A 15,897-nucleotide genomic window follows, 5' to 3' on the forward strand; every position below is an offset into this window, starting at 1 on the left:
TAAATCCGGAAAAACCAGACGTGCCGCTTAACAAAAACGATGCGTTTCAAAAAGTACAAAAACGACGCGTACAAGAAAAACGGTGAGCGCGGTCCTATTCAGCATGATCAAAGCCCACCGTTTTTCTTTCACTTGAACCCTCTTTAAATGGCTTTAAAATATCATTTAAAAGCCATTGCAGATTCAAAATAATTTCCTATCTTTATGCAATTGTTAGGCTGCTATACCTGACACCTCATCCGGCTTCGTGTACAGCATCATGTCTGTATATTTAGCTTGATAGTTTACGCTTGCACTAAACTCCACTTTCCTGCATTCCTTGAATGGGCTGCCGACAAATGGGTTTCGGTCCATCCAGTCGCACAGTTCTAAAATGGAGGACTTGTTCGAGGTGAAGTACACGAACGAATGCCCTTTCAGAACGGTTAGTACATCCAGATAGTCAGCCAGACGCCAGAACATCTTGTAAGTACCCACCTCGGTGGAGAGGTACGGCGGATCAACCAGGAACACCACACCCGGAACATCTTTGTAACGTTTGAATACTTCCTTGTAGTCTTCGCTGGTTATAGTCAGTCCTTCCAGATAATCCTTTGCTTCGGGATAGTCTGTCTGCCGAATCCTATTGTAGATGGCTTCTTTCTTCATTCCTTCCAAACTGGTCACATATTTCATGGCGAACAACAAGGATGCGGAAACCGTGATATAATCCACGTAACCGTGCTCTTTTTCTTCCCTCTCAATACGAGCAAACATTTTATCGCGAACCTCCCCGGTTATACGTTTGTTTCTGGGTTCCCCTTCAGCTATCCGACGCAAATCGGATAACAGCACATTGGTGGCCGGGATATTTACAAGTCGGCAGCGGTAGTTGTCGAAGTCATTATACACAACGGTGGCATCAGGCCTGACACATTTGGTAATATGTGACAGCAGGCCCGAGCCGCCAAACAAGTCCACAAACACGGTGCTGTCCGGGAACTGTCCCAGCACCTTGATAAATTCCCTCGCAAACATGCGTTTCTGCCCCACGAAAGGAAGCGGGGCGGACAAATACATCTTTCTCATTTCATTCTGCTTTAAAACGGCCGCAAAGGTCCACAGAATAAACGAAAAACAGCGGGAAACATGAACTGTTCCCGCTGCAAGACATATACAGCAAACTACACGTTCAACCCGAAGCGGACCGTCTCGTCACCGGCGATCAGCGCACGGGTGCCCGGGATATTATTCTCGTAGATATGTACATTGCCCAGATAGAGAGTGATCGACTTCAAGGGAAGTTCTATCTGCCGCGCCATCAGGTACAGGTGGTAAATATCGGAAGGTAGCCCGAGGTTTGCGTCACTGCTGCGCTGGTAGGCGGACAGAACCAGTTCACCGCCATCTAACTGGAACTGTACCAGACTCAAACAGGGTGCCTGGTTGCTCTCGGCACCGGTTTCGCCCAGAAAAAGCACGTAGTTCTTGCTGTTGCGCCTCTCCCGGTTAATTTTCGCTATCAACGGAGGCAGCTTCTCGAAATAGGTCGGGTAACTGTTCACCAGGATGGAGCCGCAATAGTCCCACCAGTTGATGCCGGCCTCCCGGTACTTCTCCACGTTGCGCTCACCCTGCATAAATAACTGCAACTCGCTGCGGAGCTTCTTGCGGGCGATATTATGCCCCTCGAATATGTCAAGCAGGTCCGCCGGTGTCAGTGACAGCTGCTCGTTCAGAAGGTATTGTATATTTCCCTTCTTGTTGGTCTGTGTTTTTCCCGTGGCAAGAATCTTGTCCAGGATACGGTAATACTTGTTCATAGCCATTTCCTCCTTCTAAATTTGAAACACCCTAAAGATAAGGGGAAACGGCACTCCCTACGACATAAAACAACCCGTTCACACTGCAAGCGTCTTGCAGTCGCTCTGGAATCGTTTCACCAAGGCATAAACCTTACGTTCGCTCACCGAATACTTTTCGGACAATACGGCCACAGCATACGAGACTTTTTCACCTTGATCGAGTAGGCGGGTATAGTCCGCGTACAGGTCGATATACCGGGCATCTTCCAGACGGATGCCGGCCGCCTGAAGCCTTTTCAACAGCTCCCGGTTAAAGTTTAATATCTCAATCACTTTCATACAACAAAAAAATTATATCTTTGCATCGCCAATCATTTTTTAGACAACAAAAAAAACGTCAAACCGTGACAGAGGGTATTTGCCCCCGGTCGCGCGGTTTGGCGTTTCATGTTTATAAAAGTGATTGGCGTTACTTTTTAACAGGCCGGGGGCTTTTTTCTTATCCTCCCCCGAAGGATTTATTCCACCCGGTACTTCTCCGGATCAAAAGCGTCTTTCTTCCTCCAGCCGTCAGACAGCGTGTCCTGAACATGCTTCATGGCTTTCGTGTAGAAATCGGTCAGTTCCTCCAGTGTGACGAACTCCCGATATTGGGGAACCTCATCCGTACCGAACTTGAATGTCACGGGAAGCGTAGCACCACCAGTCTGTACGGCCAGATCATACGCTGCCTTATAATTGAACTGGTTTTCACTTGACAGCCATACCGGCATACCTTCATAGAGAAAACCGGAAAGTATCTCACGGTCAATTTGCTCATTACACCAGTCTGTAATGACGGACTTTATAGTATCCATGTGAGGTCTGCCGACAAAGCCTTCCTCCATGTAGGAGGCGGATCCGTCCTCACGTTCCTGTACATCCCAGCGGATGCGCCATCTGTTGCGTGCCGGGCTCACGCACTCGATCAGTTTTATCCCGGATGTTCCTTCTACCCGTTTCATGTAAATATGTATTTAGTTCGACCCTTGCCGAAGGTTTCCGTCTTGATGGTGGTCTCGAACGGGAAGCCGTCGGGCATATCCTTCACTTGCAAGAGGATGTTCTTCATCTCCTCGCTGTTGGTAAAGAACTTTTTCGGTTCACCGTTCATCTCAATGGCCACGATACAGCGGTCCTCGCCCTGTTCGGTCTTGATGCCCGTCTCGAAGTCCTTCACCACAATCGGTAAGTTCACCAGCTCCCGGATGCTTACCACCACCCCGGGAAAACGTTTCTTGCCGTCCTCCGGCTTGTAGGAAACGTTCAAGTCTTTAAATGATCTCATGTCTTTGCCTGTTAATTTTTTAAACAACGTATGACAGTCGGCGTGCTTGGCCATCCCGTAGAACGACGCTATCAGCTCACGCCTCCTCCTTCTCGATTTTACCTCGTGCATTTTTCGGGCGAACTTCTGCTTGATGCGCTTGCGAAGGCGGACATGGTCCGCACCGAAAGTCACATACCCCAGAAAGTCGATGCCCTCGCCCGGCGGGAACACGCGCTCGTTCCCCTTCACCAGGAGACCGGCACACTCCATGCGCCCGTGGACGGCATCACGAATCTTCCACAGTTCCGCTTTCGTTTTACCCAGTACGACGCCGTCATCACAATAGCGGTAGAAATGACGCACGGCATACCTGTCCTTCAGATAATGGTCCAGATACACAGACAAAAGCAAATTGCCCAGCCCCTGCGAGCTGCGCAGGCCGATACTCAGACCTTCAGGCATCAGGCGGATAAAGCTCTCCAGCATGGTCACGAGCTTTGCGTCCTTGAACACCCGGCTGACGCAATACATCACAAAATCCTGCTTCACGCTCTCGTAGAATTTGGTGATGTCAAACTTGTAACAGTAACGTGTACCATCAGGGTCTTCGGCCATGTCACGGCGGACATACGCCAGGAGGTCGTGCATCCCCCGTCTCTTGATACTGGCGGAGGTGGTACGGATGAAACGTTTCCGCAGATGGCGGTCCACCACCGCCATGATGGCATGCACGGCGATGCGGTCCTTCATCGGGATCACCTGAATGCGGCGTAGCTTGCCGCCCTCGATGATCTCGCGTTCACGGTAGTCCTTCACGCGGAAAGTACCGGATGCGATCTGCGCGACCAGCTCCTCCAACACCTCGGGCTTATGCGCGAGCAGATAGCACCCCTGGCGGCTGCGTTTACGCTTGCTGCCGCGAAGGACCTGCCGGAAGGAAGCCTCCATGTTGGAAGGCTCCACGATCTCCTCGATGATATACCCAACCCTGCGCATAAATTACTGTTTATTGCTTTTAATACGGGGCCTTCAATCCCCCGGGCCCGGCTTCTTCGAACCGTTTCCGGCCTACCAAACCCTACCCGACACTTTATTTTTCAGTTTTCCGGCCCTTACGGACCGCTGTTACTGCGGCTTGCCCCCCTCGGCACCACGGTGGGGACAAGTCCCCGGTGTTGTACGCCGATTAAAATTTCCTTTCGATTGTTGTTCAGACGAGAACCGATGTTCGTGTTCGTATTCGAGGAATCGTTGTTCGCATTCGACATCGAAACACCGCCATTCGGGTTCGCGTTGTTGTTGCCACGATAGACCACACGGCCTATGGGGAGGCGCCACCTTTCAAATGCAAAAGTACTATTTTCAAATTATTATTTAACAAACAGATACAAAACCTGACGTCAAAAAAATATTTTTCGACGGGCTGACGCCCGTAATGAACGGCGTTCCCCTGCTCGGGGAACACCGGATGTTTTGTCGCTTCGCTCCCGCTTTGACGCTTTACGCGGCCGATCATGCAACCTCGCTTATCGCTTTAAACGCCACGGCGCTCGACGCCTTAACGAGCCGGCCGCGGAAGGCCAGACGAGAACCGATGTTCGTGCTCGTATGCGAGGAATCGTTGTTCGCATACGACATCGAAACACCGCCATACGGGCTCGCGCTGCTGCCGCCACGATGGACCACACGGCTGGAGGCAGTGGATATGTAGTAGATGTCGCAGTAATTTGTCGAGGAGGAACCCGAAACGGAACCCACCGGAATCACGTCCATATATTTGCCATGCGCCACGGCGGTAATCCAGATACCGGAGCTCACGGAACCCTTAACCAGGCGGGTACTGCCGTCAGGCATCCAGATGCGCCACTTCCCGGAATTGCCCGTGTCATTAGGAAGATCCACGCCGTCCATCATGTCATATTTATGACCATAGATGTCCTCGTAGCCAAGGCAGCAAATATTATTCACCTGCGTAACCGTGGCCCCGCCGTAGTCATCCTTCTCACGGTACCACGCATACTGGTGGACGGAGTTTTCTATCAGGCTGTTCGTCACATTAGGGTTGATTGAGGAGGCTTCCTCGTAGCCGATCGTGTCCGTCATACCGCGGCTGGCAGTACCACCCGTAGTACGGTTGTTCGTGTGAGAGCCCGCGCCGCATTGTTCCTGGCTGTCACGACGACCGTACTTCGCGTAGAAAAGATTCGCGATGCGCGAGTGCATAAGGGCATCAATCTGCTGCATACCGCGCTGGACACTGTAATAGTGGAAATCAGCCCAGGTCATGCTCGCCGTAGTGCTCCCGCCGGTAATGCAGGCGCGAAGTTTGGAACCGACAACACTGCTGCCCACAACGGCACACAAGTGCTCGTCATTAGGCACCCATTCGGGTTCCATATCCTCGATCCTGTCACTGTTAGAAAGGACAACCTTATCGAACTCTGCCGTGTTCAGAATGGAGAAGTGAAGAGCAGTGGCACCCTCCGGAACATCGGCAATCAGGTACATACCGGCCTCGAACTTGTTGCTCAAGGTAGGGACGACGATTGAACTGATGACCGTGCCGGAATCGTCTGTGAAAATGCTTCCGACAAGGCTTGTACCGGGAACGCTCGGGAAACGCACACGCTTGTAACCGTCCACGTTCACCTTGCATACCGAATACGTACTGTCAGTACTGTAGCTGTTCGAAAGCGTATCCTTTCCGCTCATGATCTTACGACCGGAAAGATAACCGCCACTCGTGCCCTTAATGTCGTCAAGCGTAAGGACGTCAGCATCCGGAACGGAAGGCATGTTATCCGAACCGTTACTGCTGTAACAGGAGTAATGCTTGCCGTTCAGGTAATCATTGATACCCTTGCTCCAGAAGAAGGGCTCGTACATCATCCAGTCACCTTCAGTGCCGTCCAGTCTGGCAGCCGTGCCGTCGGCGTACTTGTTGCTGTCCGTGTCGTCCAGCGGGTAGTAGGTCATCTCACCGTCCAGGTTGTTCACCGTGGTATCAACGTTCGCCATGTTCACACCCCGCGTCGTCGCTTTTTTAGTCACTTTAGCAAGTACACGGTGACGCTGCTTCAGGATGGCGGAAATATGACCGCTCACCTCATACGCGTTGTCATACTTGTAGCCGGTACCGTTGTCAAGGTTGCTCACGTTCGCGTCATCCGATACCTCGTCGTCGAACTCGATCATCGTGTATTCCGGCTGCCGGATATTCAGTTCCGGGAAGTGCGCCTTCAGAGCGCTGTACGTATCGTCATCAATGTAGCGCGTGAGCTGTACCGTACCCACCAAGGCGCACGTGTCCGTAGTGTTGCCATCGGAATCCACACCGCCCATCCCGACAAACTTATCCAGCCACGTACCGTCATCCTCGCGGTCAATACCGGTTACTCTGATACGTTCCACACCCGTGCAACGGCCCAGCAGGGTTTCCCAGTCAATACCTGGACAACTGTCAAAGATGAAGGTCTTCACCTTGCTGTAGCTTTCCAATGTCAGCCCGCCGGTGGTCAGTCTGCCCAGATATTCCAGACGGAGGCTGGTCAGTGTACCGGGAAGGTGGAGCAGCGTCACGGGAGAACCCTTGGCTAGCACCACGCTCTGCACCTGCGTACCGCGGGCCTCAAGTTCTTCCAGCTTGGTCTGCGCACTCAAATCCAGCTCGGTACTGGTACTTCCCCCGGTTTTCGCCTGTGCCTGGTTACGAAGGTTGAGTTTACGTAGCTGCTTGCAGTTGCCGATGTTCAACCACCAGCCGGTACTGCCGTTGCCGGAACTTTGAAGGTTCAGTTCGCGCAGCACGGTACATTTGCCCAGGTCGAAAGCGTTTTTCAGGTGGTCGGCGGCCCCGCTCATATCCAGCACCTTCATACGGCTCGCGCCATAAACCCTCAAGGGATCGTTCACCGTATAGGCACCGGTGATGGAAAGGCTCGCAGCCGCATCTTTCTTGATGATGCCGGTATTCCCTATATTCGGGCTGTTGTTCGTACCGTAGCCGAAAGCATAAACCTCGTTGGCCGTAATCTTCAGCACGTCGGGGGTGTCAGCAGCCGTACGTGCCAGATAGAGGTCGATGTTGTCACTGGTGAAATTGCTCGTGCCGTACTTAGCATCCAGAAGGGCGAAACGATTACGCACGAAATATTCACGGTGCGCACGGTTACTGCCCTGAAGGGCGTAGATGAACGGCCACACCTTGCCGTACATCTCCTGCGTGGCGGGCAGGATGTACTTCAGCTCGCCGCTCTTGTTATAGGCACGGTCGCACCAGTTGCCCGCCTGCTCCACGTTCAGCATGTCCAGGACACGGCTGGTGGTAAGTACACCGCGAAGAGCCTGCGCCTGTGTCTTCAGGTCAGCGTCCAGGTTGGCCAGAACGAGGTTCCAAAGCCAGCTGTCACGGCCTTCAAAGGCATATTTCCCGGCCTCGGCGTCATAAGTGTCGCGGTCGGTGGTGTAGTCATACACCAGGAAACAGTCGTTACGTTTTCCCATCTGGGTATCACCGTCGTAGTAGGTGATGTACCATATCAGGCCGTCCCACGTGCGCAGCATCATGTTCTTCGCACGCTGGTCAACGGCAAGGAAATAGTCCGTCCAGAGGTAATACGTCAGCAGGAAAGCCTTGTCGAAATAGTCACTTATCTCGTCCCTGAACTTCTCGCTCTTAAAAGTGGAGAGGTCGGCGCTCGTCGCACCGTCCGGAACACACGAGCGTATCCATGCGTACAGCCGTTTCACGGCCGTACGCTGCGACTCGTCAAGGCCCGCCCATTTCACATCATCCGGAACGTTGGTCTCGGCACCGGCATCAAACACCTCCTCCAGATGAGCGTCACTTGTGGTCTTGAAAAGGCACATGGCCTCGGTATTGTTCAGCATTTCCAGAGTGAGGGGACAGGCAGGATCGTAACCCTCCACGCCACTAAGGCCGAACAGGTCGCCGCTCTTGCTTTTCTCGTTGTTGAAGTTGTATTGCCCCACATAGTTGTTCTCGCCGTCCTCCGCAGCCGCCACAAACATGTCGATAGGCACACCGTCGATAGCGGTACGCACGGTGACCGCGTTCAAATCGCTGCCGCCCGTCTCGTACTGGTAACGCTGCGGAGGGGTGAGAAGCCCCATCTCCTTCAGCACGTCGTTGAACAGTTTGGCACCGCCTGTGTTCAGCGACATGGACGAGTCGGAATAATCACTCTTCAGACAGATCAGGTTCATGGCGATGCCACCGGGACGGACGGGATATTTCTTTTCCGCCTGCTCCTTGCCGCCAACGGTGAAGCTAAGGTTCGTGCCGCCCTTGCTGATATAGATACGGATGTTCTTGCTCGGATATTTCGTGGAACTGGTACCCTGAATACGGATATAACAGTCACGAAGCACGAAGTCGTATTCGGATCCGAAAGGGGAGTAATAGAAGATATCCGCCGAAAAGTCCGTCTTCTTGTTGTTCTCGGCATACACGTCATCGAGCTTGTTCTGGCGCACGATACGCAGCACCCCCTTGCCCTTGGCACGCAGCTTGTCCATATCCACAGTGTCGGTATCACCCAGGATATCGTTCTCCTCATACAGCGCGATCATCTCCTCACCGTCCGCACTGTCCACCATCCGGTTCTCCAGTTCCTCGTCGTCACTCAACCGGCGGGTATAGATACGCACGCTCTTTACCTCCACGTCCGCCCCGGCGCTGTCAATGGTGATATATTTCGGATTGTCCTGGCGGAAGCTGAAGGCGTTGTCGTAGATGTCGGCACCGGTACGGTTGCCGTCCACATAAAGCTCCATCAGACGGCTCTCATTGCGGGTACCCACCATGAGGGCCACCTTGATCCACCGGTCTTCCACATAATTCGTGCCCAGCTTGATCTCACGCTCCACCAGCTCGTCGTCCTCGTTGGTATAGGACACTTTCTCACCGGTCTTGAAACTCGCTTCCGAAGGGGTGATATAAAGCCCCTTGCCACTGTCGAGACAGTCCACAACTGCGGTATCGCTGTCAGTGGGATTGCTTACCCGGAGGGTCAGTTCAATGGTCAGCCCCGTACTTTTCACATCGGTGGCAAAGGGCCGGTAGCCGATGACGGCTTTCGCACCGTTGGTCAGCTTCAGCGCCTCACCCGTCCAGCCGTTGCTGCTCCAGTCAAAACCCTCGAACGTGGTCTCCACGCCGTTCGACTCCCATGTTCCGGGGTTACTCTCCCCGTTGCTGCGGCCCGCCGCGTCAAGCTTGACCGCCAGGCCGTAGGTGGCCTCGCTGATATCGATACCGCTCTCACCCACGTCGATGCGCAAAGTGTACCCGGTCGGACCGGCTTTCAGGACAAGCGTCTGCGTGCCTTCCTCGGTAAACCGGTTACTGTAGGTCATCATGCTGCGGGGAGCGCTCACGGTACTGCTCTTGACGCCGTTTTTCCAGAACTCCACTTCAGCGGGCACACGGTCGGGATCATAGGCCACCCAGTCGAAAGTGAGCTTCTCGTAGCGGCCGGCTTCAAGGACCGGCTCCAGATGCTCGTCCCGTCCGAGGACATGCCCGTCGGCATGAATGAGCTTCAAACCGATGAAGGGCGCGCCGGTTCCGGCCTTCAGCAGGTCGATATGGATGCTCTCGCTTTTCAGCGTGAGGTCGTCAGTTTCCATCTCGGCCACCAGCTGGGCGGTATGCCGCCCCACGGACAGGCCGGTCATGGAAACCTCGAAACTGCCGTTCGTCGTGCCGCTGCGGGTGACCGTATGCGCGTTCTGCTGTACACCGTCCACGTACAGGCTGACGGTTTTCGTGCCGGTACCGCTCACGGCGTAGGGTATACTCGCGGAATCATAGGTACCGTAACCACCGTTCTGGATGGTGGCCGCCAGGTTGTAACCGCAGGAAAGGGACAGGGTGACGCTCTTCACGCTCACGTACGCCTGCTTCTTCTGCGCCTTGCCCGTGGTGGGATCGGTAGTCTCGGCAATGACGTAGATATCGCTCGTGCCCACCAGCAGGTATTTGGTCAGGTCAAGGGTATAGGTACCCTTGCTCACTTCCTTCAGCGAGGAGGAATAAGTGGTGGTCGTCCCGCGCTTCACCTGGATGGTGACGGTCGCTTTCTGTCCGGTACTGCTACCCTTGTCATCACCGCCGGCAACCTGGTGGTCATAGGTATAGGTAAGTTTCACCGCTCCGCCTTCCTTCACGGTTTTCTTGTCGGTCTCGGCAAGCAGCACGATCTTGGTGGTGGAGGACTCACCGCCGCCACCGCTGCCGGCCGGGATGTCAACGCTCGCGATCTCCGCCCCGCTCTTGTTGGTCAGCGCAAGGCGGACACTGCTCTCGTCGTCGCTCACTTCCGCGCTCATGCCGAACACGGTACCGGCTTCCACCTCCTGGAATTTGGCGGCGACGGTCTTGTTCTGGACGGGATTGGTACTGTCGGCATCCAGGCTCTCGTCCACTTCCAGCTTGTCGATGGTCAGATCCACGTTGCCCTCGCTGTCGGGAACTTTCTTCTCGCCGTTCACCGTCAGGCTCTTCATCGTTCCGGCACCGCCGAAGTCCTCCCAGCTCGCCTCCTGCTCCCAGCTCGACAGACTTGTCCCCACGAACTGTTTGGTCTCCCATTTGCCCTGCGAGACTTCATAGGTGATGCAACGGCCCTTGTAACGGTATTTCTCATCCACGGCACCGATCGCGGAGGAAAGGACATAATAACCGCTCTCTAAAGGGACTTCCGCCGTCACATTATACGTGTTACCGCCACCGCCCGTACCACCGGGAATATCAACGGAGGCAATCTCCGTCCCGGTCTTCCCCAGCAGGGTGAGTTTCACCGTGTCGTTCTCCTCATCAGGGACGGCCGTCATGCCACCGACCAAACCGTCGTTCACACCGGCGGCGGCATCCTCCGCCTGTTTCGCAGCCGCGGATGCCGCTGCCGCGGCGGAATTTGCAGTTTCAGCAGCCTGATTGGCGGTACCGGCCGCATCAGACGCCATACCCGCAGCTTTATTCGCCAAAGCCGCAGCATTATCCGCTTTCGTGGCAGACGCATTCGCCGTGGCAGCGGCATCATCGGCCGGTTTACGCAAAAGGGTGAGCGGAGCACTCACCAGCTCACTGCCGCGAAGGGCGGGGAGACTTTTGATATTGTCAAGGGAGCTGACCTCCACAAGTTCATCAACGCTCTGGCTCTCGGCCTTGATAGCGTTCAGGATGTCGTTCTTAAGTTCCGTTTTCTCCGATTCTGTAAGTGCCATAAGTTATTCCTCCTTTTTTATTGTTGTCAGTCATTGTAATAATGGTATGAAAGCGCGCTGAAGCCAAGGATGCACCAGCCGCACTTGTTCAGGCTGTTAATGATGGCGGGCTCCTCCCAATCCTCGCCCGTGTAGAGCAGGAGGAAGCGGTTCACGGAGGTGACGTACAGCCAGTTCCTCTCCGGGTTCTCCGGAGCGGAAGAAAGCTCTCCCTTCCACGTGATGCGGAGATCATCGGAAGCGCCGCCGTAAACGGGGAACTCCACCCACGCGCCGTACCAGTAAAGGTAGTTGCGGTTCCTTTTCGTGTCGTAGTAAAGCCATCCGCTCGAGGGGGAAGCGGGGGGACCGGCCGACGCTCCCCGCCACGAAACCAGGTCCGCAAGGATTCTCCCGTTCAGCTCGGGGGTACCGACCAGCTCGATGATCCCGCTGATCCAGTCGATCCTGTAGGGGTCGGAATAGGAAAGCAGCGAATCACTGCTAAGGTTCACGTTGGAACCGCGGAGCAGCGTGCCGTCGTCCACACGGACGGAGCTGTAGCGGATAGAGCCCACCGTACGCGTATAGGGAGGGTGGCAGCCGTTGTAAAGGGTTACGCGCGAGCCGATATAACGCACGTCGTTCGGAAGGATGATGTCCGCACCGTTCGACGAACCGGCCATGTCCACCTTCAGGCTCAGCTCGCGGCCGATCAGGTAGCCGGCCTCGCCGCGGCCCGAGCAGGAGGTCAGGACGGCGTCGCTCGACTCCACAAGGTGGAAGTTCGTGCGGATATGCCCGGAGAACGTGCCCGCGTTCGCCTCGATGCTCCCGTCCTCCAGGATCTTGAAATTATCGTTGGCCGTCACGAGGCCCTCCAGCTTGACGCGGTCACCGGTCAGCTTCACCACGCTGATCTTGTTGCCGTCAGCGTCCGTCCCGTCCACACTCACGCCGATAAGCGCCAGTTTCCCGTCCGCGTCCTGGGCGTAGATGCCCGCGCCTTCAGGCTTCACCACAAGCCCCGTCTCTTCCAGCATATTCTCGTCACGGTCAAAGACGGCGGCCGTTATCTTCACCAGACGCTCCGACTGCTCGAAAAGCGTCCGGTAGCGGTGTGCAAGGCTCTCCACCTTGTCAGTGGACAGCACGAGCATATACAGGTAGATGTCACCGGTAAAGGACAGTTTGAAATCACCGGTACCGTTCCAGAGGCCGCTACAGGTGTACTGCACGTAACCATCAGTTGCAGACAGTTCCTCCTCCACCTCCAGGCTGTTGAAGTTCGCGAAACCCGTCTTGTCAACGTCCAGGAACTGGACTCTTAGAGTCCCTTTGGTTGCGCAGCGGTAGAAGAAGGAAAGGTACACCGGCACGGCCTCCTTCTCCCCGTCACCGTTCACAGGCATGGAGGGGATGCTTTTCAAATTCGCCCGTTTCTGGAGGATGTACTTGTTACGGATGTGCACCACCGTCCGCCCGTCATCCACCGTCACGCTCGCCCCGTCGCCCTTTCTGGTCAGTACGTTGTTGTTCGCCCAGATCCATTTGTTACCTGCCAGGAAGAACACCGTCTCGTTCTCCGTGTTCCATTTCTCCAGCCCGTCATCGAAGGCGGGGTTGTTCAGGTAGCCCTTCTCCGTGGCGAAGTCGTTCCTTAGGGCGGTCACCGCGCTGGTGATGCGCCCCTCCACGATCTCGAACTTGGTCTTGATGTCCTCACCGGTCACCAGAAGGAAAGTCCCGCGCAGGTAGGCGTTGTCGCTGTAAAGGCCGTTGCCGTGCGGCTGGTTGTCAGCCGGGAACCAGTCATCGCTGATGCCGTCCAGGTTGCCCAGGCGCGCACGAAGGCAGCCGGTGAAGTTCTTCGCCTTCACCCCGTCCATCACGTCCACGCGGGGCTGACCGTCCTCGGTGGCGGAGATCAGGATCAGGTTCTGACGCAGCGGGTTCTCCGTGTTGCCCATCAGCACGCACTCGTCACCGGCCTCCGGAAGGGAACCTGAAAATTCATCCTCACTTACGAGAATGGAGTCACCCTCCACGCCGGCCACCTCCACCCAGTACCCTTTCAGGTTCCCGCCGCTGAACGTGGCGCAGCGCATCAGGTCATGGGCCTGGAAACTGTTGTCCTGCTCGAAAGTGATCCTCCAGTAACCGTCCTCAAGTACGGCGGTCTTTATTTTCCCGTTGGCGGCGCTGACGCACAGCTGGCCGCCAACGCTGCGTACCTTCTCGATAAGCAGCTCCAATACTACCATGACCTGGCGTACCGTCAGCTTGTCGATGGTAAGATGGGACAAAGCGTCCTCCATCCACAGCCGCCACCCCTCACCGAAAAGACCGTCCACGAATTTCGGGCTGCGAAGGAACTCACGCACGACAAGGGTCAGCAACTCGGCATTGCCCTTGTCATCAATACCCGCATTATCCTCCTGTCCGAAAGAGGCTCCCGCTTCGAAGGTGATCTTCCCCTTTGCACGGTCATTCTTTTTTTTGCTGATGTGTTCCGCCTGACTTCTCCGCGCGGAAAAAAGATTGTTGTCCGTAGGCAGTGTCTTGTCCCAGCTACGGATAATGTCAGGAAGCGCGGCACCCTCCGCCTTTGACTTCGTATAGTTTTTCAGTTCCCCGATACTGTCATTCACCCGTTCAAACGCACCACTATGCAGGGCATCGCTGATCTCGATGTCCATCTCCCCGGGTTGGTTCACCTTCCGGGTAATTTTCGTGATGCGGCTGCTGCGATAACCGGTTTCGGGGAAATACTCCTCGCTTTCAAGTCTCACACGGCGGCCTACGGACAGGGAAACACCGTTCTCCTCAATCCACACATGGTCGGTCGGGGCCTTGTAAACGGCAAGATCCTGCCAGCATTCGGTATTGAACTGTTCCACCGCCGTAAGAAACTCCTCCTCGGCAAGCGGGTAATATTCGTCCGGCATACGGATATTCCAGAGAATATAACGGTCACCGGATTTCGGAATAAGTTTGCCGCCGGGGAGTTGCGTGTCATCATCATAGGGCCATATCGTAATAATCTCGAACTCACGGGTGGCACTGTTGAAATTCACCTCGAAATAGTGGTCCTCACCCTGCCCCAGTCCGGAAAGGTCACCGTCCTGGAACGATACACGTTTGGTCTCGTCGGGCAGCTCGTAATCGTTCGGATCGAAATTCAGGCTGTCGTCCCTGAAATAATAGACCGTGAAAGGGTTGCCGTCGTCATCTTTCACATCTTCGCTGCGCACACTGCTGACAGCCCCGATCCTGCGGGGATAAATGCCGCTGAAGGCGTCTTGCTCGTAACGGTCATAGATGCCGTACTCCTCCGTATGTATCTCGACATATTGCCTGCCCCCCGGAAGCATCAGGCGGCTATGCCCGTATTTTGACGGATCTATGTTCCGCGTGCTGCCTACCGGGAACAACCGGGTATAAAAATTGTCGGTACCCGTCGTGTCGCGTTCGATTCCGGTCAGTCCCTTCCCGTAGCCCAGCGTTATTTCCTCGCCATGCTCACACCGGCACACGTTCACGGTCTGGCCTTCCACCCACCATTCAGCCTGCCCGCCGACCGCTTCGGCTATCTCTTTCAGGGCTTCGTTGCAGTACTTCCCCTCGTAATCGATGACGATAAGGTCCGTACCGTCCACCCGCCCCACTTTCCAGTCGGTGGTGTGGTTCATTCCGTCATTGATACACTTCACGATCATGGCCACGTGTTCACGCGGAGTCGCTGTCAGCGTGAACACAGGCTCGGTGTTCCCGTCGGTGGTCTCCAGCACAAGAAAACGTCTCACCAGGCTCTCGATACCGTAAAACTTCAAATCATATACCCACTCCTGGCCGCTCTTCTGCTTCGGGATGTACCGTTCGGTCAGCCAGTAGCGCTCACCCTCAAAGTCCACCCGGTCATTCACGTCCAGGGCGATATATTCGTAATGCGTGAAAGAGAGTGTCAGGACATTGTCACCCTGCACCTCCTTCACCTGGGTGGAGCTGTCGCCCGCCTCGATATCGGTCCGTCTGTTGCCGTTGCTGTCATAGATGGTCAGCATGTCTGTATCTTGTTTAAACGTCGTTTGAATAGGGTTTGAATCACATTTATATGACCGGGACAGGTTCCCGGAACTTCACCTTGAACTTGCCGGCGTGCACGCCTTCCTTCCAGAGATAGGTCAGAGGCTGGAACTTGCTGCAATCCGTATATTTCACACGGAGAGTCAGGGCAAGTTGGGGAAAGGAAATCTCAAGCCACCCGTCACGGCCTTTCTTCAGGAAATTGATGAACTCGAAATACTTCTTCAGCCAGCCGGCCTGCGTTTTGCCAAACAGGGCGAAATGAAGCGTCACGTCACGGGCCTCGTTCCTGGGCGTCAGCACGGAGGAATATTTCTCCCCGTCCTCCTCCCGGATATTCACAGCCGTGTCCGTTTTCGTCTTGCTCGGGGTCAGGATGGCGGTCAGGTTATCCATCCCGCCGCGCTTGTCCTCAACGAGGAACACCCCGTATGTACTCCAGATGTCGGTACCGTTGACAAGTACCAGACCGCCTAATATCTTTTCCAT

Annotated in this window: 9 protein-coding genes; all 9 read right to left on the reverse strand. The window is 55.0% G+C overall.

Features of this window, described 5'->3' with window-relative positions; translation table 11 throughout:
* Positions 1-213: 213 nt before the first annotated feature.
* Positions 214-1,068 carry a DNA adenine methylase gene (locus DXD78_RS19395; RefSeq protein ID WP_004326018.1) on the reverse strand — a complete coding sequence of 285 codons (855 nt, stop codon included), beginning with the start codon at positions 1,066-1,068 and terminating at the stop codon, positions 214-216.
* Between the two features lie 95 nt (positions 1,069-1,163).
* Entirely contained in the window at positions 1,164-1,808 is a 645-nt protein-coding gene (locus DXD78_RS19400; RefSeq protein ID WP_004326020.1) for a thymidylate synthase, read from the reverse strand.
* 72 nt (positions 1,809-1,880) lie between these two features.
* Positions 1,881-2,123, reverse strand: coding sequence for a hypothetical protein (locus DXD78_RS19405; RefSeq protein WP_004326021.1), 243 nt, complete (start codon positions 2,121-2,123; stop codon positions 1,881-1,883).
* Positions 2,124-2,302: 179 nt separating this feature from the next.
* On the reverse strand, positions 2,303-2,788 hold the full coding sequence (locus DXD78_RS19410) for a hypothetical protein (RefSeq protein WP_004326022.1): 486 nt from the start codon (positions 2,786-2,788) through the stop codon (positions 2,303-2,305).
* Positions 2,785-4,089, reverse strand: a complete 1,305-nt coding sequence (locus DXD78_RS19415) for a reverse transcriptase domain-containing protein (protein ID WP_004326023.1) — start codon at positions 4,087-4,089, stop codon at positions 2,785-2,787. Before DXD78_RS19415 ends, DXD78_RS19410 begins: the two co-directional genes overlap by 4 nt.
* 116 nt (positions 4,090-4,205) lie before the next feature.
* Complete coding sequence (locus DXD78_RS19420) at positions 4,206-4,361, reverse strand: hypothetical protein (protein ID WP_227239128.1); 156 nt, start codon at positions 4,359-4,361, stop codon at positions 4,206-4,208.
* A 244-nt stretch (positions 4,362-4,605) separates the two neighbouring features.
* Positions 4,606-11,343: a hypothetical protein gene (locus tag DXD78_RS19430; protein ID WP_117652915.1), complete on the reverse strand. Its 6,738-nt coding sequence runs from the start codon at positions 11,341-11,343 to the stop codon at positions 4,606-4,608.
* A gap of 26 nt (positions 11,344-11,369) precedes the next feature.
* Positions 11,370-15,386 carry a hypothetical protein gene (locus DXD78_RS19435; RefSeq protein ID WP_005932379.1) on the reverse strand — a complete coding sequence of 1,339 codons (4,017 nt, stop codon included), beginning with the start codon at positions 15,384-15,386 and terminating at the stop codon, positions 11,370-11,372.
* 46 nt (positions 15,387-15,432) lie between these two features.
* The gene (locus tag DXD78_RS19440) at positions 15,433-15,897 is read right to left on the reverse strand and encodes a hypothetical protein (protein ID WP_004326780.1); all 465 of its coding nucleotides are present in this window, start codon (positions 15,895-15,897) and stop codon (positions 15,433-15,435) included.

The organism is Bacteroides sp. D20, assembly GCF_003436255.1.
Classification (GTDB): Bacteria; Bacteroidota; Bacteroidia; order Bacteroidales; family Bacteroidaceae; genus Bacteroides; species Bacteroides uniformis.